Source organism: Pseudomonas sp. GW821-FHT01A09 (assembly GCF_058986725.1).
This window is the reverse complement of the sequence record NZ_JBYSWB010000008.1, coordinates 101,651-122,616: the sequence shown is the minus strand read 5'-3', so window position 1 is coordinate 122,616 and position 20,966 is coordinate 101,651. Positions and strand designations below refer to the sequence as shown.

General features: G+C 63.3%; 24 protein-coding genes and 1 pseudogene. 12 read left to right on the top strand and 13 right to left on the bottom strand.

Annotated elements, in window-relative coordinates; genetic code table 11:
- Positions 1-24: 24 nt before the first annotated feature.
- Positions 25-1,518: a YifB family Mg chelatase-like AAA ATPase gene (locus AC3WJP_RS11900; RefSeq protein WP_493721487.1), complete on the bottom strand. Its 1,494-nt coding sequence runs from the start codon at positions 1,516-1,518 to the stop codon at positions 25-27.
- A 260-nt stretch (positions 1,519-1,778) separates the two neighbouring features.
- Here AC3WJP_RS11900 and AC3WJP_RS11895 point away from each other — a divergent pair, with 260 nt between their 5' ends.
- Together AC3WJP_RS11895 and AC3WJP_RS11890 are read left to right on the top strand one after the other, a co-directional pair.
- Positions 1,779-2,021 carry a FitA-like ribbon-helix-helix domain-containing protein gene (locus tag AC3WJP_RS11895; RefSeq protein ID WP_493721488.1) on the top strand — a complete coding sequence of 81 codons (243 nt, stop codon included), beginning with the start codon at positions 1,779-1,781 and terminating at the stop codon, positions 2,019-2,021.
- A 15-nt stretch (positions 2,022-2,036) separates the two neighbouring features.
- Positions 2,037-2,438 carry a type II toxin-antitoxin system VapC family toxin gene (locus AC3WJP_RS11890; RefSeq protein ID WP_493721489.1) on the top strand — a complete coding sequence of 134 codons (402 nt, stop codon included), beginning with the start codon at positions 2,037-2,039 and terminating at the stop codon, positions 2,436-2,438.
- Positions 2,439-2,447: 9 nt separating this feature from the next.
- Here the strand turns inward: AC3WJP_RS11890 and AC3WJP_RS11885 are convergent, their stop codons facing one another.
- Entirely contained in the window at positions 2,448-3,368 is a 921-nt protein-coding gene (locus AC3WJP_RS11885; protein WP_493721490.1) for a LysR family transcriptional regulator, read from the bottom strand.
- Between the two features lie 252 nt (positions 3,369-3,620).
- On the bottom strand, positions 3,621-3,878 hold the full coding sequence (locus AC3WJP_RS11880; RefSeq protein ID WP_493721491.1) for an accessory factor UbiK family protein: 258 nt from the start codon (positions 3,876-3,878) through the stop codon (positions 3,621-3,623).
- 412 nt (positions 3,879-4,290) lie between these two features.
- Between AC3WJP_RS11880 and glnK the strand changes: the two genes are divergently transcribed.
- From glnK to sutA, 4 genes are all read left to right on the top strand, one after another.
- Positions 4,291-4,629, top strand: coding sequence for a P-II family nitrogen regulator (gene glnK / locus AC3WJP_RS11875; RefSeq protein ID WP_002555808.1), 339 nt, complete (start codon positions 4,291-4,293; stop codon positions 4,627-4,629).
- Between the two features lie 35 nt (positions 4,630-4,664).
- Positions 4,665-6,008 (top strand): ammonium transporter, encoded by a 1,344-nt coding sequence (locus AC3WJP_RS11870; RefSeq protein WP_493721492.1) that lies wholly within the window; start codon positions 4,665-4,667, stop codon positions 6,006-6,008.
- Between the two features lie 243 nt (positions 6,009-6,251).
- Positions 6,252-6,677 carry a secondary thiamine-phosphate synthase enzyme YjbQ gene (locus AC3WJP_RS11865; protein WP_226504014.1) on the top strand — a complete coding sequence of 142 codons (426 nt, stop codon included), beginning with the start codon at positions 6,252-6,254 and terminating at the stop codon, positions 6,675-6,677.
- A 100-nt stretch (positions 6,678-6,777) separates the two neighbouring features.
- Positions 6,778-7,101, top strand: coding sequence for a dormancy-specific transcriptional regulator SutA (sutA, locus tag AC3WJP_RS11860; RefSeq protein WP_493721493.1), 324 nt, complete (start codon positions 6,778-6,780; stop codon positions 7,099-7,101).
- 174 nt (positions 7,102-7,275) lie between these two features.
- On the opposite strand, the gene AC3WJP_RS11855 is transcribed toward sutA, so the two are convergent.
- The 6 genes from AC3WJP_RS11855 to lptM are packed head-to-tail and all read right to left on the bottom strand — an operon-like array spanning position 7,276 to position 11,804.
- Positions 7,276-7,968, bottom strand: a complete 693-nt coding sequence (locus tag AC3WJP_RS11855; protein ID WP_493721494.1) for an HAD family hydrolase — start codon at positions 7,966-7,968, stop codon at positions 7,276-7,278.
- Positions 7,965-8,864, bottom strand: coding sequence for a tyrosine recombinase XerC (xerC, locus tag AC3WJP_RS11850; RefSeq protein WP_493721495.1), 900 nt, complete (start codon positions 8,862-8,864; stop codon positions 7,965-7,967). The genes AC3WJP_RS11855 and xerC overlap by 4 nt, the downstream gene beginning before the upstream one ends.
- Before the next feature lie 2 nt (positions 8,865-8,866).
- Positions 8,867-9,556 (bottom strand): DUF484 family protein, encoded by a 690-nt coding sequence (locus tag AC3WJP_RS11845; RefSeq protein ID WP_493721496.1) that lies wholly within the window; start codon positions 9,554-9,556, stop codon positions 8,867-8,869.
- Positions 9,553-10,383, bottom strand: a complete 831-nt coding sequence (gene dapF, locus AC3WJP_RS11840; protein ID WP_493721497.1) for a diaminopimelate epimerase — start codon at positions 10,381-10,383, stop codon at positions 9,553-9,555. Before dapF ends, AC3WJP_RS11845 begins: the two co-directional genes overlap by 4 nt.
- Before the next feature lie 4 nt (positions 10,384-10,387).
- Positions 10,388-11,638, bottom strand: coding sequence for a diaminopimelate decarboxylase (gene lysA, locus AC3WJP_RS11835; RefSeq protein WP_493721498.1), 1,251 nt, complete (start codon positions 11,636-11,638; stop codon positions 10,388-10,390).
- Between the two features lie 13 nt (positions 11,639-11,651).
- Positions 11,652-11,804 (bottom strand): LPS translocon maturation chaperone LptM, encoded by a 153-nt coding sequence (gene lptM, locus AC3WJP_RS11830; protein ID WP_493721499.1) that lies wholly within the window; start codon positions 11,802-11,804, stop codon positions 11,652-11,654.
- 181 nt (positions 11,805-11,985) lie between these two features.
- Between lptM and cyaY the strand changes: the two genes are divergently transcribed.
- A complete protein-coding gene (gene cyaY, locus AC3WJP_RS11825) occupies positions 11,986-12,336 on the top strand; it encodes an iron donor protein CyaY (protein WP_493721500.1) in 351 nt (116 codons plus the stop codon).
- The gene (locus AC3WJP_RS11820; protein ID WP_493721501.1) at positions 12,326-12,568 is read left to right on the top strand and encodes a DUF1289 domain-containing protein; all 243 of its coding nucleotides are present in this window, start codon (positions 12,326-12,328) and stop codon (positions 12,566-12,568) included. The genes cyaY and AC3WJP_RS11820 overlap by 11 nt, the downstream gene beginning before the upstream one ends.
- Here the strand turns inward: AC3WJP_RS11820 and AC3WJP_RS11815 are convergent.
- The 4 genes from AC3WJP_RS11815 to argH all read right to left on the bottom strand — a co-directional run bounded on the left by AC3WJP_RS11815 (position 12,539) and on the right by argH (position 17,796).
- The gene (locus AC3WJP_RS11815) at positions 12,539-15,400 is read right to left on the bottom strand and encodes a class I adenylate cyclase (RefSeq protein ID WP_493721502.1); all 2,862 of its coding nucleotides are present in this window, start codon (positions 15,398-15,400) and stop codon (positions 12,539-12,541) included. The genes AC3WJP_RS11820 and AC3WJP_RS11815 overlap by 30 nt on opposite strands.
- Positions 15,401-15,614: 214 nt before the next feature.
- Positions 15,615-15,860 carry a TIGR02647 family protein gene (locus tag AC3WJP_RS11810; RefSeq protein WP_311968501.1) on the bottom strand — a complete coding sequence of 82 codons (246 nt, stop codon included), beginning with the start codon at positions 15,858-15,860 and terminating at the stop codon, positions 15,615-15,617.
- 133 nt (positions 15,861-15,993) lie between these two features.
- Complete coding sequence (locus AC3WJP_RS11805; RefSeq protein ID WP_493721503.1) at positions 15,994-16,281, bottom strand: hypothetical protein; 288 nt, start codon at positions 16,279-16,281, stop codon at positions 15,994-15,996.
- A gap of 120 nt (positions 16,282-16,401) precedes the next feature.
- The gene (gene argH, locus AC3WJP_RS11800) at positions 16,402-17,796 is read right to left on the bottom strand and encodes an argininosuccinate lyase (protein ID WP_493721504.1); all 1,395 of its coding nucleotides are present in this window, start codon (positions 17,794-17,796) and stop codon (positions 16,402-16,404) included.
- 112 nt (positions 17,797-17,908) lie between these two features.
- Between argH and AC3WJP_RS11795 the strand changes: the two are divergent.
- From AC3WJP_RS11795 to AC3WJP_RS11780, 4 genes and pseudogenes are all read left to right on the top strand, one after another.
- Positions 17,909-18,318: pseudogene (locus AC3WJP_RS11795) on the top strand (sensor histidine kinase); the annotation flags it as partial.
- Entirely contained in the window at positions 18,315-19,064 is a 750-nt protein-coding gene (locus tag AC3WJP_RS11790; protein WP_493721505.1) for a LytR/AlgR family response regulator transcription factor, read from the top strand. The pseudogene AC3WJP_RS11795 and the gene AC3WJP_RS11790, both read left to right, overlap by 4 nt.
- A gap of 172 nt (positions 19,065-19,236) precedes the next feature.
- Positions 19,237-20,178: a hydroxymethylbilane synthase gene (gene hemC, locus AC3WJP_RS11785; protein WP_493721506.1), complete on the top strand. Its 942-nt coding sequence runs from the start codon at positions 19,237-19,239 to the stop codon at positions 20,176-20,178.
- Positions 20,175-20,960: a uroporphyrinogen-III synthase gene (locus AC3WJP_RS11780; protein ID WP_493721507.1), complete on the top strand. Its 786-nt coding sequence runs from the start codon at positions 20,175-20,177 to the stop codon at positions 20,958-20,960. The genes hemC and AC3WJP_RS11780 overlap by 4 nt, the downstream gene beginning before the upstream one ends.
- Positions 20,961-20,966 lie beyond the last annotated feature (6 nt).

Genomic DNA, 20,966 nt, shown 5'->3' with positions numbered 1-20,966 from the left:
AGCGCTGGCGGCGGATGATGGGTGCTACTGCGTTGCCGGCCGATACTGCAGCGCCTCGGCGATATGGCCGCGCTGAATCTGCTCGACGTGCTCGAGATCGGCCAGCGTGCGCGCAACCTTCAGCAGCCGGTGGGCCGAGCGGAGCGACAGGGTCAAGCGTTCGCAGGCGGTTTCGAGCCATTGCTCGTCGGCTCTGCTGAGCGGGCAGTGCTGGCGCAAGCCGGGCAGGTCGAGGAAGGCGTTGGCGCAGCCCTGTCGGCGATTTTGCCGATCCCGCGCCTCGGCCACCCGTTGCGCGGCGTTGGCGCTGTCGTCTCCGGCCGTGGGTTGATGGGCGAGGGCAGTCGCTTCGCGGGCGACGGTGAGATGCAGGTCGATGCGATCGAGCAGCGGGCCGGAAAGTTTGTTGCGGTAGCGCTGGATCTGGTCGGCGCTGCACTGGCAACGGCCGGTGGATTCGCCCAGATAGCCGCACGGGCAGGGGTTCATGGCTGCTACCAGTTGGAAGCGCGCGGGAAAACGAATCCGGTCCCGAGCGCGGGCGATGACGATTTCGCCACTCTCCAGCGGTTCGCGCAGCACCTCCAGGACCTTTCTGTCGAATTCCGGAAGTTCGTCGAGAAACAACACGCCATGGTGCGCCAAGGTAATTTCGCCAGGTTGCGGACGACTCCCGCCACCGACCAGCGCCGCCCCCGACGCGGAGTGATGCGGATGCCGAAACGGTCGCTGCGGCCAGTGCTTGAGGGGCACATGGCTGGCGACTGATTGAATCGCCGCCACCTCCAGCGCCTCGCGTTCGTCCAGGGGCGGCAGCAGCCCGGGCAGGCGGCTGGCGAGCAAGGTCTTGCCGGTGCCCGGCGGGCCGCTGAACAGCAGGTTGTGCGCACCCGCCGCGGCGATCAGCAAGGCACGCTTGGCGGCGATCTGCCCCTGCACCTCGCTCAGGTCCGGATAGGGCTTGTTCACCAGCAACAGGCCATTGGCCTGAAACGGCCCGATCGGCATCTTGCCGTTGAAGTGCGCCACCAGGCCTTGCAGGGTATCGGCGGCGAGCACCACCAGGCCGCCAGCGAGCGCCGCCTCCTCCGCATTCTCCCGCGGCACCACCAATGCACGCCCGGCATCCCGTGCTGCCAAGGCGGCCGGCAACACGCCTTGCACTGGCCGCACCGCCCCCGACAACGCCAACTCGCCCAGGCATTCAACCTCGCGCAGGGCCGCAATCGGCAACTGTCCGCTGCCAGCGAGGATGCCCAATGCGATCGCCAGATCGAAGCGGCCACCGTCCTTGGGCAGATCGGCCGGAGCGAGGTTGAGGGTGATGCGCCGTGCCGGAAATTCCAGGCCGGAGTTGAGGATGGCGCTGCGCACGCGGTCCTTGCTCTCTTTCACCGATGCCTCCGGAAGGCCGACCAGCGTCAGAGCCGGCAGCCCGTTGGCAAGATGGGCTTCGACCGTGACGGCCGGCGCGCCGACGCCGACCTGGGCGCGGCTATGGACGATAGCGAGGGACATGGGGGGATGCTCCGTGCAGTTCTGGGTGACCGCTTCCTGCGGTAGTGGGCACGAGCGTAGTGAAGTTTGCGGGATACGGGGAAGGGAGTTTGATGCATGGTGTTTCCAGCAGTCGGATGCATCGTTATGCCCTCTGCATTACAGCATGAGGCCACGGACGTTTTTGGGTCCATGATCTCCCGCTCGTCAACACTGGGTACCCTAGACTGCTTTTCGCCCCCATGATATCAACGCAATCATTGATATCACTGGAGGCCGAAATGGCCAGTATCACTATCAGAAACCTTGAGGACGGCCTAAAGACGGCGCTGCGCGTTGAAGCCGCTAACAACAATCGTTCCATGGAGGAAGAGGCGCGGATTATCCTGCGTACGGCCCTTAGCTATAAAAAAAACCGTGGTGGCCTTGGGTCCAGGATCGCCGCGATGTTCGCGGATGAGTCGGTCGAGCTTGAGTTGCCGCAGAGGCGCGAACTCCCTCGGGCAGGGGCCTTTGACGAATGATCGTGTTGGATACCAGTGTCATTTCCGAACTTGCGCAGCGAACCTGAGCGGTGTGTCGTCGATTGGCTCGACGCTCAGGCTGCAGATCAGATTGCAATAACGGCCGTCACTGTCGGCGAGCTGCTTTATGGCATTGCCAGGTTACCCGATGGAAAGCGCAAGCAACGTCTGCATCAGTTGGCCAAGAATCTCGTCGAAGAGCATTTTGCGGAGGCGGTTCTTGCCTACGATGTACGGGCAGCACAAATTTATTCGGCCCTAGTAGCGCGCATTGAATCCAAAGGAAGAGCAGTCTCGATTGCAGATGCGCAGATCGCTGCCATCTGCATCGAGCATGAGGCGCTGCTGGCGACACGTAATTGCAAGGATTTCGAGCATCTTGGCGTCCAGCTGATCAATCCCTGGCTAACCGCCTGAGCGCAGCCATCATAGCGCCAACCCCGCCCGATCCCCCATGTACATCTCCAACCGCGAGCGCAGCCAGCGTTCGGCGGGGTCGGTGTCCATGACGCTCAGCCACACCATCGAAAGATCCAGCGGCGGGGTGTCGAAGGGCACCGGTTCGTCGAACAGATTGCCCCACTTCGCCATGGCCGTGGCGGCGTAGTCGGGCAAGCCGGCGAGCATATCGGTACCGGCCAGCAGCGCCGGCAGCGAGCTGAATTGCGGCACCGAGAGCACCACGCGGCGTTTGCGGCCGATTTCTTCGAGCCACTCATCGGCGATGCCGGAGGTGTTGGCCGTGTGCGATACCAGTACGTGGGGCCGGGCGCAGTACTCGTCCAGCGTCAGCGGTTTGTCCGAAGCATCGGCACGCAGCACCCGGGCATGCATGCGCCGCAGCAACTTGCGCTTGGCGTTGGCGGGCAGGCCGCGGGTCTGGCTGATGCCGACGGTGATATCGCCGCTGGCCAGCAGATCTGGGATGCGCCAGTAATCGACGTGCTGCACCACCACCACGATGTTCGGCGCCTCTTCACGCATGGCCCGCAGGAAGGGCGGCAGCAAGCCGAACTCGACGTCGTCCGAGAGGCCCACGCGAAAGGTCATGGAGCTGGTGCCGGGATTGAAGTCGTGGCTCAGGCTCAGGGCCACGGACATGGCGTCAAGCGCGGGGCCCAGGTGGCGGATGATTTCTTCGGCGCGCGAAGTGGGCTCCATGCGGTGTCCGACGCGCACGAACAGCGGATCGTTGAATAAGGTGCGTAAACGATTTAGCGCTGCACTGATTGTGGGCTGGCCCAGGAACAGCTTTTCTGCCGCGCGAGTGACGTTGCGTTCCTGCATGAGGGTTTCGAACACCACCATCAGGTTGATATCGGCCTTGCGCAACTCATTGCGGTTCATCGGCAGCGTTCCTGCTAGTCCATTGTCAGCACGAAGTGTAGGAATACCGCAGGGTTTGCTGCAATAGCTGCGTGGCCTGTTCGCGGGCCCACAATCGGTATTGCCAAGGCTGTGGGAGATTCTATGGTCTTGCGCAAACCGTGTCGGCCCCTTCGCCAGCAAGCTGTGCTCCCACAGATGCACGACTCAGGCCCGGTTTGCACTGTGGGAGCATGGCTTGCCCGCGAGGGCGTCGGTACAGGCGCCGCTACATCATGGCTGGGGCGTCAACCGCGCCTCAAGCTCGGCCACTTTCGCTTCGAGGCTCTCAAGGCGTGCCCGGGTGCGGGCCAGGACGATCATCTGGCTGTCGAATTCTTCACGGCTGACCAGGTCCAGCTTGCTGAAACCGCTTTGCAGCAGAATCTTGAATTGACTCTCCAGTTCGGCCTTGGGCTGGGCGGTGTCGCCACTGAACAGTTTCGAGGCGTGATCGCTCAGGGCATCGAGAAAGGCTTTGGGGGCGAGCATGGCGAATTTCCTGAGAAGAAGGCCGGCCAGTGTATCACGCAGTGTCTATAGTCAATCAGCGACGCGGGGCGCACGGTTTTGGCGCATTGCCCGCACGCGCCCTGCACCATCAGCGTGCGAGCGCGGTGCGCCAAGGCTGAGCGGAGCGGGCAGGCGCTGGGGAATCAGCTGAAAACGCCGGGTTTGCAAGACATGGCAAGGTTTCTGCTTAGTCGCAAGTGACCCATGCACTGATGCAGTCGCTGTGACGATGCAGTGCGCAGGCGGAGCGGGAAGTGTTTCGTCAGGAGCAGTTTCTGGTGTCGGTCTGGGGATGCAAGACCGGCGATGCGTTACAAAGCCAGTCACTGCGCTTAGACTTGAGCTGGGTTTGTTTTCCTGGGGCAAGTCCACCAATTCGGGAGAGAGTTTCATGAAGCTAGTCACTGCCATCATCAAGCCATTCAAGCTGGACGACGTCCGCGAATCGCTGTCGGAAATCGGCGTGCAGGGTATCACTGTCACGGAAGTCAAAGGCTTCGGTCGTCAGAAGGGTCACACCGAGCTGTACCGCGGCGCGGAATACGTCGTTGATTTTCTGCCCAAGGTGAAGATCGACGTCGCTATCGACGACAAGGATCTGGACCGGGTAATCGAGGCGATCACCAAGGCGGCCAACACCGGCAAGATCGGGGACGGCAAGATCTTCGTGGTCAATCTGGAACAGGCTATTCGGATCCGTACCGGCGAAACCGATACAGACGCAATCTAAAGCCGCTTCATAATAAAGCCCCAGGAGTAAACAATATGACTCTGCGTCAATTCGCAGGGCTAGGAGCCCTGTTGTCCCTCGTAATGCCAGGCCTGGCCATGGCAGACGAGGCGGCAGCCCCCGTTGCCCCCGTCCTCAACTCCGGCGACACCGCCTGGATGTTGACCTCCACCGCGCTGGTGCTGTTCATGACCATTCCCGGCCTGGCGCTGTTCTACGGTGGCATGGTCCGCACCAAGAACATCCTGTCGGTAATGATGCAGTGCTTCGCCATCACTGGCCTGATCAGCATCCTGTGGATGATCTACGGCTACAGCATGGCGTTCGACACCACTGGCATGGAACAGGGCGTCGTCAACTTCAACTCCTTCGTAGGCGGCATGTCCAAGGCCTTCCTGAGCGGCGTCACCCCTGCCAGCCTGACCGGTCCTGCCGCATTGTTTCCTGAGGCGGTGTTCGTCACCTTCCAGATGACCTTCGCGATCATTACCCCGGCGCTGATCGTCGGTGCGTTCGCCGAGCGTATGAAATTCTCCGCCATGCTGGTGTTCATGGGTATCTGGTTCACCCTGGTCTATGCGCCGATCGCGCACATGGTCTGGAGTGGCAACGGTGGCCTGCTGTGGGACTGGGGCGTCCTGGACTTCGCCGGCGGCACCGTGGTGCACATCAACGCTGGTGTGGCTGGCCTGGTGGCTTGCCTGGTACTGGGCAAGCGCAAAGGCTACCCGACCACCCCGATGGCCCCGCACAACCTGGGCTACACCCTGATCGGCGCGGCCATGCTGTGGGTCGGCTGGTTCGGCTTCAACGCCGGTTCCGCCGCTGCGGCCAACGGCACTGCCGGTATGGCGATGCTGGTCACCCAGATCGCTACCGCCGCTGCTGCACTGGGCTGGATGTTCGCCGAGTGGCTGACCCACGGTAAGCCAAGCGCACTGGGCATCGCCTCGGGCGTGGTCGCTGGTCTGGTCGCAATCACTCCGGCTGCCGGTACCGTTGGCCCGATGGGCTCGCTGGTCATCGGCCTGTCCGCTGGCGTGGTGTGCTTCTTCTGCGCCACCAGCCTCAAGCGCAAACTGGGCTACGACGACTCCCTGGACGCCTTCGGCGTGCACGGTATCGGCGGTATCCTCGGCGCGATCCTGACCGGTGTATTCGCGGCCCCTTCGCTGGGCGGCTTCGGCACCGTGCAAGACATCGGCGCACAAGTCTGGATCCAGTGCAAAGGCGTGGGCTTCACCGTCGTCTACACCGCCATCGTCACCTTCATCATCCTCAAGGTGCTGGATGTGGTCATGGGCCTGCGTGTAAGCGAAGAGGAAGAGTCCGTCGGCCTCGACCTGGCGCAGCACAACGAGCGTGGCTACAACCTGTGATTGATCCGCGCGTGTGAAAAATGCCCGGCTTGCCGGGCATTTTTTTGCCTGGCGTTTGTCATCTGTAGACGCGGCGCTCGGCTCGGACGCGGCCTTGGCCGCATAGGGGTAAAACGGCACTGTACGGCGGCTTGCGAGCCGGTGGTAAGTGTCTGTTACCGAGTTACACAACCAAGCACGTCCGACCCCCTTTGTTTTTTCTTGCAGCGCGCTAGAATGCGCCCCGAACGTCTGGAGAAGCGTATGTGGCAGCAAACCACCATCACCTTGCGGGCACGCCCACGGGGCTTCCACCTGGTGACCGACGAATTGCTGGCCGCACTACCGCAACTGCGGGCCTGCCGGACCGGATTGGTGCATTTTTTGCTGCAACACACGTCGGCATCGCTGACCGTCAATGAAAATGCCGACCCAGCGGTACGTCGAGATTTCGAACGTTTTTTCAATCGGCTGATCCCACAGGGAACAGCGGGCTTTGAACACAACGACGAAGGTGACGACGACCTGCCGGCGCACTTCAAGGCGAGCCTGTTGGGCTGTCAGCTGACGTTACCGGTAACCGATGGGCGGCTTGCGCTAGGAACCTGGCAAGGCGTCTATCTGGGCGAACACCGCGATCACGGTGGTGCTCGCAGGGTGCTTGCCACCTTGTATGGCGAGGACGTTTGACCGCTGGTAAGCAGCGGATATGAATTTTTCCCGGCAGGGGTCGACAGGCGACCCGGCTGGGCTATAAATAATCTGCTTTCGCAAGTCATGAGGTAGAACAATGAGCGACGATGATCTGGAAAACGACGAACTCGAAGTAGGCGACGAGGACGATACCGAGGAAGGCCTGGAAGCGGCCGGCGCCGAAGACGTGGCTGACGACAGCGGTGACGATACCCCGGTCCCTGCGGCCAAGGGCAAGAAGGCTGCGGTGTCGGTCGACGAATTGCCGAGTATCGAGGCCAAGAACAAGGAACGCGATGCACTGGCTCGCGCGATGGAAGAGTTTCTGTCGCGGGGTGGCAAGGTGCAGGAAGTCGAGCCGAATGTGGTGGCAGATCCACCCAAGAAGCCCGACAACAAGTACGGTAGCCGCCCTATCTGAGTGCTTGCGTCCCCGGAAAAGCCCGCCGTCGCTGCGGGTTTTTTTGTGGCTGGAATTAATCCTGCCTATTCGACATTACCCTGTGGTGAGGGGGCTTGCTGCCGAGAGGGCGTAAATGATTGACCTCGGTGTTTCAGTGCCGACCTCTCGGGAGCAAGCCCCTCACCACATGGGTTAGAGGTTGCGCAGGGTCTCGGGCAGTTGCGCCAGGCTGTGAATCTCGGCATCCGGCGCATGCTCGGCGTCCCAGGGCTTGTGCTGCGGGTTGTACCAGACGGCGCGCAGCCCGGCCCGCTGAGCGCCGGCGATGTCGTCGACCGGGTGATCGCCGACGTGCACCGCGCGCGCGGCTTCGGCGCCGCCCAGGCGCAGGGCCTCCAGGAAGGGCGCCGGGTCGGGTTTGCCGATTCCCAGGTCCTCGGCGCACAGGGCGAACTTGAAGTGATGCATCAGCCCCAGCCGACGCACATCGGCGTTGCCGTTGGTCACCACCCCCAAGGTGTAATGCGCGCTCAGCTGCTCCAGCGTCGGCAGCACGTCGGCGAACAGCTCCACCTGATGGCGCGCGTGCAGGAAGACCTCGAAGCTCTCGTCGCCCAGCCGCTTGGCCTCAGCCTCGGCGTAACCGGCGTCTCGCAGCGCGTGAAAGAGCACCCGCCGACGCAACGCACTGATACGGTGCTGCAAGCCAGGCTCGGCCGTCACCAGCCGAGTGCGAATCGCCATCAAGGCTTCCCGTGGAAACGGGCCCAGATCTGGTGCATGGGCTGCCAGCCAATCGCGCAAGGTGGCTTCGGCACTGACGATGATGGGCGCGGTATCCCAAAGGGTGTCGTCGAGGTCGAAAGTGATCAGCTCTAGCGTCATGAGTCGTTGCCTTTACTGCGTTTGGCCCGGGGATGGGCGTTGTCGTAGACCGCGGCCAGGTGCTGGAAGTCCAGGTGGGTGTAGATCTGCGTGGTGGCGATGTCGGCGTGGCCGAGCATTTCCTGGACCGCGCGCAGGTCCTGAGAGGACTCCAGCAGGTGGCTGGCGAAGGAGTGTCGCAACATGTGCGGATGCAGATTCTGCCCCAGCTCGCGCTCGCCCGCGGCCTTGACCCGCAGCTGAATGGCCCGGGGACCCAGGCGTCGGCCTTGCTGGCTGACGAACACGGCGTCGTCGGCGGGATTGCTCAGGGCGCGCAGCGGCAGCCACTGCTGCAGCGCTTCACGAGCCTTGCGACCCACCGGCAGCACGCGGGTCTTGCTGCCCTTGCCATGGACCTGCACCAGGCCGTCGGCGAGGTCGAGTTGCTCGAGGTTGAGGCCAGTCAGCTCCGACAGGCGCAAACCCGAGGAGTAGAAGAGTTCGAGGATGGCCTGATCGCGCCGGGCCAGGAAGTCATCCTCCAGTGCGCCCTCAAGCAGTTGCAGAGTGCGATCGGTATCGAGGGTCTTGGGCAGCCGACGTTCACCCTTGGGGGGCGCCAGGCCATTGGCCGGATCGTGGTCGCACAGCCCCTCTCGATTGAGGTAGCGGTAAAACCCGCGCACGGCGCTCAGCAGGCGGCCGATGCTGCGGCTCGATTGGCCCTGCTGGTGCAGTTTGGCCACCAGCCGCCGCAAGCGCTGGATATCCAGCGATGCCCAGCTGGTCAGGCCTTCCTTGGTGCAGAAGGCCAGGACCTTGTCCAGATCACGGCGGTAGGCGTCGAGGGTGTGGGGCGACACCTGACGCTCACTGCGCAGATGCGTGCAGTAGGCGTCGAGCGGTGTCTGCATGGTCAGCGGACCGAGCGCAGCGCGCTGGTGAAGCGGGGCAGCACACGGCTGAGGACTTCGCCGATATAGCCGAGGAACAAGGTGCCCACCGAGCTTTTGTAGTGCTGCGGGTCACGGCTGGCGATGGCCAACAGGCCTTGGCCGCCGTTGAGGGTGACCAGGGCGGTCGAGCCGATCTGCGCGCGCTGTTCCTCGCCGAACAAGAAGTCCAGCTCGTGATCGCGCAAGGTCCCGGCCACGCTTTTACCGTCCGTGAGCAAACTGCCGATGGCGCCCTGTGCCTCGGCGCCGGTGACCGAGCGGCCCACGGGCGTCGGCGTGTCGCTGAACAGGATGAGGCTGACGAAGGGCACCTGAAATTCCTGGCGCAGACTGTCTTCCACGGCCATGACCACTTCTTCGAGGCTGCCGGCATCCATCAGGGCGAGGATCAAACGGCGGGTCTTGTCGAACAGCCGATCGTTGTCGCGGGCGACGTCCATCAACTGCGACAGCCGATGGCGCATCTCGATGTTGCGTTCGCGCAGCAGTTTCATCTGCCGCTCGACCAGCGACACGGTATCGCCGCGCTGGTGAGGCAGGCGCAACGAGGTCAACAGCTCCTCGTGCTCGACGAAAAAGTCGCCGTGCTCACGCAGGTAGGCGGCCACATCTTCGGCCGCCAGCACCGGTTCCTCGGGCAGATCACTCATAAGCGCACTTGTCCTTCATACACGCGAACCGCAGGGCCCGTCATGATCACTGGATGGCCTTCGCCGGCCCACTCGATGGACAGGCGGCCGCCGGTGAGGTCGAGGGTCAGGGGCGAGTCCATCCAGCCCTGGCTGATGGCCGCGACGGCGGCAGCGCAGGCACCGGTACCGCAGGCCTGGGTTTCCCCGGCGCCGCGTTCCCATACCCGCAGCTGTGCGCGATGGCGGTCGATGATCTGGATGAAGCCGACGTTGACCCGCTGCGGGAAGCGCGGGTGATGCTCGATCTTCGGCCCCAGCTCGCGAACCGGCGCGCTGTTGACGTCTTCGACTCGCAGCACGGCATGGGGATTGCCCATGGACACGGCGAAAATCTGTTCGGTCCGGCCTTCGACGTCCAGCTTATAGGTCAGCGCACGGGCGTCGGCCTGGAACGGGATATCCGCCGGCACCAGCCGTGGCGCGCCCATGTCGACGCTGATCTGGCCGTCGTTGCGTACGTCGAGCTCGATCACGCCGCCCTTGGTTTCGACGCGGATCAGCTTCTTGGCGGTCAGGCGCTTGTCCAGCACGAAGCGGGCGAAGCAGCGCGCACCGTTGCCGCACTGTTCGACTTCCGAGCCATCGGAATTGAAGATCCGGTAGCGGAAGTCGACGTCCGGATTGCTCGGTGCCTCGACGATCAGCAATTGATCGAAGCCGATGCCGGTGTTGCGGTCGCCCCATTGCTTGGCGTGTTTGGCCTGGATGTGCGCGTGCTGGCTGACCAGGTCGAGGACCATGAAGTCGTTGCCCAGGCCGTGCATCTTGGTAAAACGCAGCAGCATGGGTTTACTCCGGCAGCAGGCTTTCGCCGGCATACAGCTCGGCTACGGTCTCGCGGCGGCGCACTTCGAAGGCCTGGTCGCCATCGACCAGCACTTCGGCGCAACGGCCACGGGTGTTGTAGTTGGAGCTCATGACGAAGCCATAGGCACCGGCTGAATGCAGGGCCAGCAGGTCGCCTTCGGCGATGGCCAACTGACGATCCTTGGCGAGGAAGTCGCCGGTTTCGCAGATCGGCCCGACCACATCGTAGGCGCGCGGCTCGACATCGGCACGGGGCGCGACGGCGGTGACGTTCATCCAGGCCTGGTACAGGGCCGGGCGAATCATGTCGTTCATGGCCGCGTCGACGATGGCGAAATCCTTGAATTCGGTGTGCTTGAGGTATTCGACCTGGGTCAGCAGCACGCCGGCGTTGGCGACGATGTAGCGGCCCGGCTCGAACACCAGCGCCAGATCGCGGCCGGCGATGCGCTCGCGCACAGCCTTGATGTAGTCGCCCACCAGTGGCGGCTCTTCGTCGCGATAACGCACACCCACGCCGCCACCGAGGTCGATGTGGTGCAGGTGAATGCCGCAGTCGCCCAGGCGATCGATCAAGCCCAGCAGGCGATCGAGCGCGTCGAGGAAGGGCGGCAGACTGGTCAGCTGCGAGCCGATGTGGCAATCGACACCGATGACATCCAGGTTGGGCAGCTGCGAGGCGCGGATGTAGACATCCTCGGCGTCAGCGATGGCGATGCCGAACTTGTTTTCCTTGAGGCCGGTGGAGATGTACGGGTGGGTGCCGGCATCGACATCGGGGTTGACGCGCAGGGAGATCGGCGCGCGCTTGCCCAGCTCGGCAGCCACCACTTGCAAACGTTCGAGCTCGTCGGTGGACTCGATATTGAAGCAGTGCACACCGACTTCCAGGGCGCGGCGCATGTCTTCGCGGGTCTTGCCGACACCGGAGAAGACGATTTTGTCGGCCTTGCCGCCAGCCGCCAGGACGCGTTCCAACTCGCCACCCGAAACGATATCGAAGCCTGCGCCCAGGCGGGCCAGGACGTTCAGCACGCCGAGGTTGGAGTTGGCCTTGACCGCGTAGCAGACCAGATGCGGCACACCGGCCAGGGCATCGGCATAGGCGCGATACTGGCCCTCGATGTGGGCGCGGGAGTACACGTAGGTGGGCGTGCCGAACCGCTGCGCAAGGGCAGACAATGCGACGTTTTCCGCGAACAGCTCACCGTCGCGGTAGTTGAAAGCGTCCATGGTGATCCCTTGATCAGTAGTGCTTGTGGGTTTTGCTCTGCGACGACTTCTGGTCAGCCGGCGACGCGCTGCCATCGGGCATGTACAGCGGGCCTTTTTGACCACAGGCACTCACGAGGCAGGCAATCGCGACAAGCGCAGCCAGGGAGGAGATCATGCGCTTCATGGCGACATCCTTTGTATAGGCATTAATTGCGCCCGAGTATACCCAGCCCCCGCCGCCTTGCCTATTCGAGCCGACTGGCTGGTGCCGAGCACGCCGCAGGTCTTTAATCTTTGCATTCGGTGCGCGCTGCTCGTATCGTGCCGCGCTACAGCGTCATCAGACACTTTTCGAGGTTCTTGCAATGAGTTTGACCGAAGCCCGTTTTCACGACCTGGTCGATGCCACCCAAAAAGCACTGGAAGATATTTTCGACGACAGCGAGCTTGATCCTGATCTGGAAATCTCGGCCGGCGTGTTGACCGTCAAGTTCGAAACGGGCGGTTCATTGATCTTCAGCCGCCAGGAACCTCTGCGTCAGTTGTGGCTGGCGGCCAAGAGCGGTGGCTTCCACTTCGACTACGACGAAGAGGAAAGCAACTGGAAATGCGACAAGAGCGAAGAGCTGCTGGGCGAGATGCTCACGCGTCTGGTCAAGGAACAAGCGGGTCACGAGCTCGACTTCACCGCCATCGATGACGAAAGTGAGCGCTGAAACTCCCGTCCGGCCGCCCAAGCCGCTGTACAGCAATGTCAGCCCTGCGGTGCCGTCGCCGTGCATCAGCCTCTGTCGGCTGGACGAGCACAAGGTGTGCCGCGGTTGCATGCGTCATGTCGAGGACATCCGTGAATGGCGCTCGGCCGATGACGCCCGGCGCCGGGTGATCTGCGCGCAGGCCAAGCAGCGCCGCCTTGCCTCAGAGGCTGGTCAGCGCGCTGTTGAGTGAACGCTCCAGCTCGGTCTTGTAGCGCAGGTAGGCCTGGGTCGACGGAGCGCTGTCGGTAAACACCCCTGACAGGTCCAGGTCGGTGATGTAGCACCGGTAGCGCTCGCCGCCGGTGCGCTGGGCAATGATCTGCTGCGCGACCTTGGTGTACAGCTGCGAACCGTGCTCCAGCTCGCTGAATTCCATCTGATTGCAATACAGCGTGATCTGATGCTGATCGGCAGAAGTGCGCTCGATGATCGCCTGGATGTCATAGAACGGCCGCTCCACCGCGCCTTGGGGGGCCAGCCGCGGTTCGGCGGCGCGCGCCGGCCCGGTACCGGTGGCGCTGCCGGCGGGCATCAGCCGGTAGTAGCGCAGCTCCAGCGCCGGCGCCGGGAAGCCGTCTTCCATCGGCCGCAGCGCCTCGCGGCGGAACAGCGTGGAATGAAAAAAGCGCTGCAGCGGCGCCAGCAGGGTGTTTTCGTCGAGGTAGGGCAGGCGCTGACACCAGAGCACATTGAACTCATCCAGCACATACAACTGCGCCTGGCGATCGTACTGGCGGTAGAACACCTGCACGCAGTTCTTCTTGCCTTGGGCCAGCACCAGCGCCAGATCCTGGCCCTCCAATGCATGTTCATCGACCCGTAGCGGGCTGTAGCCGCTTTGCGCCTCGCCCAACTGGGCGATCAGCGCCGGCAGACTCTCGAGCACTGTGTGGGTGACATTGCCACGCACCAGCTTGAGCAGGTGATAGTGCTTTTCGACCTTGAACAGATAGCGATAGTCGCGGTTCTGTTCCAGCAATTGCTGGGCGGTGTTGAACAGCGCCTCGACGCGCTGGGCGATGGCGGCCGCGCGGTTGTGGCAGAAGCAACGCACCCGCAGTCGTGGCGCCGGGCGCCCAGGTACCAGGCCGTTGAGGTAGTCGCGCAGGCAGTCGAGCAGCGCGTGGGGGCTGTCATAGCGGCTGACCTGCACCTCGTTCCAGCTGTTGATCATCACCTGGTCGAGGGTCAGCACCAGGTTTTCTCGCACTCCGGCGTAACTGAGGGAGTCGGTGCGTTCGGTGGTCATCAGGATGTTCAGGTCACGATGATGGCCGAGCGGGTCGACCCCGACATTGACCATCAGCAGCACTTCGGCCGGCACGCTGGGCAGCAGCAACTGCTCGTCGCTGACGTCGTTCTGCTCCAGATCGATGCTTTGCTGCAGGCTGCCGAGCAGGTTGAACAGCTCGAACTCGGTCAGGTCGCTGGTGCCGGGGTGCAAGGCCATGCGCGTGCTGCTGTCGATCACGCCGTTGCGGTGGCTCCAGGCGAGCAGCTCGATCAACTCGCGGCTGCGTTTGAGCGGGGAGAAGTGCTCCCACTCCTGAATGCCGAGGTTGCCGGTGAAGATCGCCCATTGGCTCTGGCCGGGCTCGCGCTTGTTGGGCGATTGCACCAGGGTGAGGGTGTCTTCGGCCAGGTCCGGAGCGATGCCGGGGTTGATGTGTTCGATCTTGCCGGCGCGGCGCTCGAACGCGGCGTACAGGCGACGGCCGAGGATATTCATGTCGCGCCGGTCGGTGGGGGTGCCCATCGGCTGGTTGCGGGCGAATTGGGTGAGGAAGCGGTAGCTGTAGTTGAGTTCGTTGATCAGCGCGCGGCGCTCGCTGCCCACCTGGCGCACCTTCCACTGAGAACGGCTGTCGAGCAGCATCAGTTGGCGCTCGTCCCATTGCCACTCGGTCGTGAGTTTTTCCAGCACCTGGCGTTGCCAGCCCTGACTGCGCAGGCGCGCCGGGCCGCTGAGCTTCTTGTTGACCTTGAGGTAGAACGCCCGGCGCACCAGCTCCAGGCGCTGGGGTTCGTTGCGGGCCAGCAGGTATTCCTCGATGCGTCGGTAGACCATCACGTAGGGATCGAACTCATCGAGGTCGAGCTGGCGGCTGAACACTGCCTGCTTGAAGCGCAGGCTCAGGCATTGCACTTGGGGATGTTCGCTGGCGTAGACCTCGGTCAGCAGCAGCTTGAGCACCGACTTGTATGGCGAATCGATGCCTTTGTAGAGTTGCCACAGGCCGGCGCCGATGAACTCGCCCGGCGGGATGTGCGCCATGTGGCCCAGGTCGAGCACTTCGTTCTCGCGGATGAAGCGCTTGGACAGCAAGGTGTGGGTGTACTCGGCATAGCGCGATTCTTCGTACACCGGCACCAGCCACCACAGCGGCGTGCGCCCGGCCATCCAGATGGCGGTGCGGTAGAACTCGTCGAGCAGCAGGTAATGCTGGGTGCTGCCGCAGTTTTCCGAACTCAGGGCGTCATCGCGCTCGCCTTGAGCGAAGCGTTCGCTGTCGATCAGAAAAAAATGCGCTTCGGCGCCCTGGCTCTCGGCCCAGGCCTCCAGCAATGTGCATTTGCGCGCCAGTTCTTCCTTGCCCTGATCGCTGAGGCTGGCGTCATGGCAGACCCACATGTCCATGTCGCTGTTTTCGGTTTGCGCCAGGGTGCCCAGGCTGCCCATCAGGAACAGCCCGAGAATCGGTCTTGGCAGGTTGCCCTGGCGGGTCTTGTAGGAAAACGAGCGGGTCAGGCGCTGGGCATCGGCCAGCACGTCGTCTTCCGGCTCGTAGGTGGAGATGCCAGCGGGGGTGGAACCGGACACGTAGCCGGGGAGCAGCGGGTGATTGACGTGGAAAAACAGCGGCAGCAGCTTGAGCACGCCCTGCTGGCGACCGGAGAAACCTTCGAGCGCACGGTCCATCCGTCCCTTGTTGATGTCAAGGAAACGCTTGCGCAGCTGGCTGAGGACCTTGCGGTCGATACCCTGATCGAGATCGGGGCGGATTTCATCGTTGCGCGTCATTCAAAACTCAACATCACCCCGGCCGGGTGTGATAACGGGAGGCTCTCGACGGGTTATCGGCGCGAAGGGCGGGATGTTGAGGGTGCAAATAGGGATCTGACGCAAATCAACTGTAGCGAGGGGGCTTGCCCCCGATTCGGTGCGTCAGGCCCATCAGGCTGTCTGCGCTGTTTTTCGGGGGCAAGCCCCCTCGCTACAGGACGGTTGCGGGGAGTCAGGCGGCCTGGGGCAGCTTGAGGATATCCAGCAACGACTGCGCGTGCTCGGCGGCGAGGATGCCGCGGCTGGTGAGATAGCCCCCGTCCTGGAGGGTGATGAGTTCTTTGTCGTGCAGGCGCTGCGCGGCGGCGATGGCCTGTGGTGCGGCGGTGTGGTGGATTTTCAGCCCTTCCTGGGTATTGCCGAGATTGAACAGGGCAAGGATTTCCAGTTCGGCGATCAATTCGGTGGAGTAGGACATAGACAGAGGCGCTCCAGGACTATTGTTATGGACGCGGCAATGCGGACCGCGGCAACCCCGGCTGGTGGCAGCGGGGTTTTTCTAGTGTAGTCAGGGTCTGGAAGTTCTGCCTGCTTTGCTACATCCCGATGTTTCAGTTGCGCTCGGGGGGCAGTTCCGGGAGCGCGCGCAGGGCGGTTTCGTACCACTGCGAGTCGAACGGGCGGTCGGCGTCGAGCATGGCGTCGATCTCGTAGGCCAGCACGTGGGCCATCAACTCGACGATGTCGTCATGTTCATAGCCGACCAGCTTGAGCTTGTTGTAGGTGGCTTTGGCGGCGGCCGGCTCGCCACTTTCCAGCTGGTTCTCGATGGCCTGGATGAGAGTGGATTCGACGAACTCTTCTTCGTCTTCCTGGTTAATGTCGTTCGCTTCGCTCATGGGCGTAGCCTCCAAACAAGTGAGAAAGGTAGCGAGGCGGCTTGCCCCCGATCTGCTGTGTCAGTCACCCACCGGCTGCTGACAGGATTTTTCGGGGGCAAGCCCCCTCGCTACAGTGGATCAGCGGCTGGCGAGCAGCGCCTGGCCGCGAGCTACGGCGGCCTTGACCTGTGCCGGGGCGGTGCCGCCGATATGGTCGCGGGCGTTGACCGAGCCTTCGAGGGTGAGCACTGCAAACACGTCCTGTTCGATCTGGTCGCTGAACTGGCGCAGTTCTTCGAGGCTCATCTCGGCCAGGTCCTTGCCACTCTCGACGCCGTATTTCACGGCGTGGCCAACGATTTCATGGCAATCGCGGAACGGCAGGCCGCGGCGTACCAGGTAGTCGGCCAGGTCGGTGGCGGTGGAGAACCCGCGCAACGCGGCTTCACGCATGATCGCGTGTTTGGGCTTGATGGCCGGGATCATGTCGGCGAAGGCGCGCAGCGAGTCGCGCAGGGTGTCGGCGGCGTCGAACAGCGGTTCCTTGTCTTCCTGGTTGTCCTTGTTGTAGGCCAGCGGCTGGCCTTTCATCAGGGTCAGCAGGCCCATCAGGGCGCCGAACACACGGCCGCTCTTGCCGCGCACCAGCTCCGGCACGTCGGGGTTTTTCTTTTGCGGCATGATCGAGCTGCCGGTGCAGAAGCGATCCGGGAGGTCGATGAACTGGAACTGCGCGCTGGTCCACAGCACCAGCTCTTCGGAGAAGCGCGACAGGTGCATCATCGCCAGGCTGGCGGCGGCGCAGAATTCGATGGCGAAGTCGCGGTCCGAGACGCCGTCCAACGAGTTGCCGCTGACGGCCTCGAAGCCCAGCAGCCTGGCGGTCAGCGCGCGGTCGATCGGGTAAGTGGTGCCGGCCAGCGCGGCGCTGCCCAGGGGCATGCGGTTGGCGCGCTTGCGGCAGTCGACCAGGCGCTCGTAGTCGCGGCTGAGCATCTCGAACCAGGCCAGCAGGTGGTGGCCGAAGGTCACGGGTTGCGCGGTCTGCAAGTGGGTGAAGCCGGGCATGATGGTGGCGGCTTCACGCTCGGCCTGTTCCAGCAGGCCCTGCTGCAGGCGGGTGATTTCGCTGAGGATCAGGTCGATTTCGTCCCGCAGCCACAGGCGGATGTCGGTAGCGACCTGGTCGTTGCGGCTGCGCCCGGTGTGCAGTTTTTTGCCGGTGATGCCGATGCGGTCGGTCAGGCGCGCTTCGATGTTCATGTGCACGTCTTCGAGGTCGACGCGCCATTCGAAGCTGCCGGCCTGGATTTCGGCTTCGATGGTGGTGAGGCCATCGATGATGGTGTCGCGCTCGGCGTCGGTCAGCACGCCGACGCTGGCGAGCATGGTGGCGTGGGCAATGGAGCCCATGATGTCGTGGCGATACAGACGCTGGTCGAAGTTGACGGAGGCGGTGAAGCGGGCGACGAAGGCGTCGACGGGTTCACTGAAGCGGCCGCCCCAGGACTGATTGGTCTTGTCTGTGCTCATGAAAACGCTCGTTGAAGGCGTGAACGGGAAATTGCTGCCAATAATAACAGGGTTGCCAGACAGTTCGACGCATTGGCGCGTATGGCAATTACCTATTACTTTCAATCGAACGGCGAAACGATATTTATCGATTGAGCAATATCGTCCCGCCGAGCGTCTACAGTAGGACTGAAGGGTCAACACAATTCCCGGTGGCCTGCCGATCCCGCAGCTAACCTTGCAATCGTTGCCGGAAAACGCGCTGCTCAAGGCGTAGCCCCGCGCATCGAAGGCGGGCAAGTCAGCGTCAAAACCGATTACCAAGGGGGAGGGTTCATATTGAGCATCAGCAATCCCTATGACGAAGCCTCCGTGCGGCACGTTTCAGGCGGCACGCATCAGGCGCTGGAGAACATTGGTGCGCGACTTGCGGCACTTTTTGCGTTCCGGGCGAGTCTGAGCGTGGATCACCGTGACGGTCGATATTTCACTTGTCTACGTTACCCATGTGCAAGACTCACGCAGGAATCCAGTGCTCTATGAATGTCCTGATCGTTGACGACGAACCCCTTGCCCGCGAGCGTTTGAGCCGATTGGTCGGCGACCTCGAGGGCTACAGTGTCATGGAGCCGGGCGCCGGCAACGGCGATGAAGCCTTGACCATGATCGACTCACTCAAGCCCGATGTGGTGTTGCTCGATATCCGCATGCCGGGCACCCTTGACGGCTTGCAGGTTGCGGCTCGCCTGTGCGAGCGCGATGCGCCGCCGGCAGTGGTGTTCTGCACTGCGGACGACGAATTTGCGCTGGATGCGTTCCAGATCAGCTCGGTGGGGTATCTGGTCAAGCCGGTGCGCTCCGAGCTGCTGCTGGAGGCGTTGAAAAAAGCCGAACGTCCCAACCGCGTTCAGTTGGCGGCCTTGACGCGTCCGGCGGCGGAAACCGGCAACGGCCCGCGCACCCACATCAGCGCCCGTACCCGCAAGGGCATCGAGCTGATCCCGCTGGATCAGGTGATCTATTTCATTGCCGACCACAAGTATGTGACCTTGCGTCACGAGGGCGGCGAGGTGTTGCTGGATGAACCGCTGAAGGCACTCGAAGACGAGTTCGGCGATCGCTTCGTGCGCATTCACCGCAACGCCCTGGTGGCGCGCGAGCGCATCGAACGGTTGCAGCGCACGCCCCTGGGGCACTTCCAGTTGTACCTCAAGGGCCTCAATGGTGACGCCTTGATCGTCAGCCGCCGCCATGTGGCGGGCGTACGCAAGATGATGCAGCACCTGTGACCTGAAGATCGTTCGCGGGCAAGCCTTGCTCCCACAGGCGTACGATTTGATATAGCAAAGCACTGTGGGAGCGAGGCTTGCCCGCGAAGAGGCCTTCCCAGTCGCCACAAGGTCCTGAGCCAGCCCACTGAAAATGCTATGATCGCGGTCTTTGCCCAGTACGGACCGACTCATGTCTCTACGCCCCATCCGCATCGCCACCCGCAAGAGCGCCCTCGCGTTGTGGCAGGCCGAGTACGTCAAGGCACGCCTGCAAGAGGCTCATCCCGGCATCGAAGTGACCCTGGTGCCGATGGTCAGCCGTGGCGACAAGCTGCTCGATTCGCCGCTGTCCAAAATCGGTGGCAAGGGCCTGTTCGTCAAGGAGCTCGAGACCGCCCTGCTGGACAATCAGGCCGATATCGCCGTGCACTCGATGAAAGACGTGCCGATGGACTTCCCCGAGGGCCTGGGGCTGTTTTGCATCTGCGAGCGCGAAGATCCGCGTGACGCCTTCGTCTCCAACACCTACCCCAGCCTCGATGCGTTGCCGCAGGGCGCAATCGTCGGCACCTCGAGCCTGCGTCGCCAGGCGCAGTTGCTGGCCCGGCGTCCTGACCTGGTCATCCACTTCCTGCGTGGCAACGTCAACACCCGTCTGGCCAAGCTCGACGCCGGTGAGTACGACGCCATCATCCTCGCCGCCGCCGGCCTGATCCGCCTGGGCTTCGCCTCGCGCATCGCCCATAGCCTCAGCGTCGAACACAGCTTACCGGCGGGCGGGCAGGGCGCGGTGGGCATCGAGTGCCGCAGTGCCGACACCGATCTGCATGCGTTGCTGACCCCTTTGCATCACGACGATACCGCCGCCCGGGTGATCGCCGAGCGCGCCATGAACAAACACCTCAATGGCGGCTGCCAGGTACCGATCGCCTGCTACGCCGTGCTCGAGGGTGACAGCTTGTGGCTGCGCGGCCTGGTCGGTCAGCCCAGCGGCACCCTGACCCTGAGCGCCGATGCCCGCGCGCCACGGGCCGATGCAGAGGCATTGGGCATCGAGGTGGCCGAGCTGTTGCTGAATCAGGGCGCGGCGCAGATTCTGCGCGACGTCTACGGCGAGGCAAGCCCCGAGTGACAACCTGGCGCCTGCTGCTGACCCGCCCCGCCGAGGAGTCTGCCGCCCTGGCGCAGGCGCTTGAAGGGGATGGCGTGTTCTGCAGCAGCCTGCCGCTCTTGCACATCGAGCCCCTGCCGGTGACCGCCGCGTTGCGCGAGCCGATCGCCCGGCTCGATCGCTACGCGCTGGTCATCGTGGTCAGCAAGCCAGCGGCGCGCTTGGGCGCTGCGTTGCTCGCTCAGCGCCCGCCCGGTGCGCGACCTCTATGGTTCGCAGTAGGTGCCGGCACCGCGCACGTGCTCAGCGAGCAAGGCCTGCAGGTGCAGTTCCCCACCGAGGGTGACGACAGCGAGGCGCTGCTGCGCCTGCCCGCGCTGCTGGCGCAACTTGACCAGCCAGCACCGCGCGTGCTGATCATGCGCGGCGAAGGTGGCCGTGAGTGGCTCGCCGAGCAACTGCGCGCGCGTGGCGCGACGGTCGACTATCTGCAACTCTACCGTCGTCACCTGCCGAGCTATCCGCCCCACACCCTGCGCCAGCGCATCGAGGTGGAACGCTTGAACGGCGTGGTGGTCAGCAGTGGGCAGGGTTTTGCTAACCTGCTGCAGTTGGCCGCAGATGATGCGCCGCTATTGCTAGGTCTGCCGTTGCTCGTGCCCAGCCAGCGGGTTGCAGCCATCGCTGCCGCAGCGGGCGCCACCAACGTGATCAACTGTGCGGGTGCCAGCGCCTCGGCCCTGCGCGAGGCGCTGCGAAAGTGCCCGGCGCCGGCGTCTGGCACCACCGACAAGAACGCCTAATACAAA

Bases quoted from the DNA above. Each gene is read 5' to 3' on its own strand.
- AC3WJP_RS11805 (WP_493721503.1), bottom strand. From the start codon at position 16,281: ATGAGCGAAGCGAACGACATTAACCAGGAAGACGAAGAAGAGTTCGTC.
- sutA (WP_493721493.1), top strand. From the start codon at position 6,778: ATGAGCGACGATGATCTGGAAAACGACGAACTCGAAGTAGGCGACGAG.
- AC3WJP_RS11790 (WP_493721505.1), top strand. From the start codon at position 18,315: ATGAATGTCCTGATCGTTGACGACGAACCCCTTGCCCGCGAGCGTTTG.
- AC3WJP_RS11810 (WP_311968501.1), bottom strand. From the start codon at position 15,860: ATGTCCTACTCCACCGAATTGATCGCCGAACTGGAAATCCTTGCCCTG.
- AC3WJP_RS11865 (WP_226504014.1), top strand. From the start codon at position 6,252: ATGTGGCAGCAAACCACCATCACCTTGCGGGCACGCCCACGGGGCTTC.
- argH (WP_493721504.1), bottom strand. From the start codon at position 17,796: ATGAGCACAGACAAGACCAATCAGTCCTGGGGCGGCCGCTTCAGTGAA.
- AC3WJP_RS11815 (WP_493721502.1), bottom strand. From the start codon at position 15,400: ATGACGCGCAACGATGAAATCCGCCCCGATCTCGATCAGGGTATCGAC.
- AC3WJP_RS11845 (WP_493721496.1), bottom strand. From the start codon at position 9,556: ATGAGTGATCTGCCCGAGGAACCGGTGCTGGCGGCCGAAGATGTGGCC.
- dapF (WP_493721497.1), bottom strand. From the start codon at position 10,383: ATGCTGCTGCGTTTTACCAAGATGCACGGCCTGGGCAACGACTTCATG.
- AC3WJP_RS11895 (WP_493721488.1), top strand. From the start codon at position 1,779: ATGGCCAGTATCACTATCAGAAACCTTGAGGACGGCCTAAAGACGGCG.
- glnK (WP_002555808.1), top strand. From the start codon at position 4,291: ATGAAGCTAGTCACTGCCATCATCAAGCCATTCAAGCTGGACGACGTC.
- AC3WJP_RS11880 (WP_493721491.1), bottom strand. From the start codon at position 3,878: ATGCTCGCCCCCAAAGCCTTTCTCGATGCCCTGAGCGATCACGCCTCG.
- AC3WJP_RS11855 (WP_493721494.1), bottom strand. From the start codon at position 7,968: ATGACGCTAGAGCTGATCACTTTCGACCTCGACGACACCCTTTGGGAT.
- AC3WJP_RS11900 (WP_493721487.1), bottom strand. From the start codon at position 1,518: ATGTCCCTCGCTATCGTCCATAGCCGCGCCCAGGTCGGCGTCGGCGCG.
- cyaY (WP_493721500.1), top strand. From the start codon at position 11,986: ATGAGTTTGACCGAAGCCCGTTTTCACGACCTGGTCGATGCCACCCAA.
- AC3WJP_RS11885 (WP_493721490.1), bottom strand. From the start codon at position 3,368: ATGAACCGCAATGAGTTGCGCAAGGCCGATATCAACCTGATGGTGGTG.
- xerC (WP_493721495.1), bottom strand. From the start codon at position 8,864: ATGCAGACACCGCTCGACGCCTACTGCACGCATCTGCGCAGTGAGCGT.
- lysA (WP_493721498.1), bottom strand. From the start codon at position 11,638: ATGGACGCTTTCAACTACCGCGACGGTGAGCTGTTCGCGGAAAACGTC.
- lptM (WP_493721499.1), bottom strand. From the start codon at position 11,804: ATGAAGCGCATGATCTCCTCCCTGGCTGCGCTTGTCGCGATTGCCTGC.
- hemC (WP_493721506.1), top strand. From the start codon at position 19,237: ATGTCTCTACGCCCCATCCGCATCGCCACCCGCAAGAGCGCCCTCGCG.
- AC3WJP_RS11870 (WP_493721492.1), top strand. From the start codon at position 4,665: ATGACTCTGCGTCAATTCGCAGGGCTAGGAGCCCTGTTGTCCCTCGTA.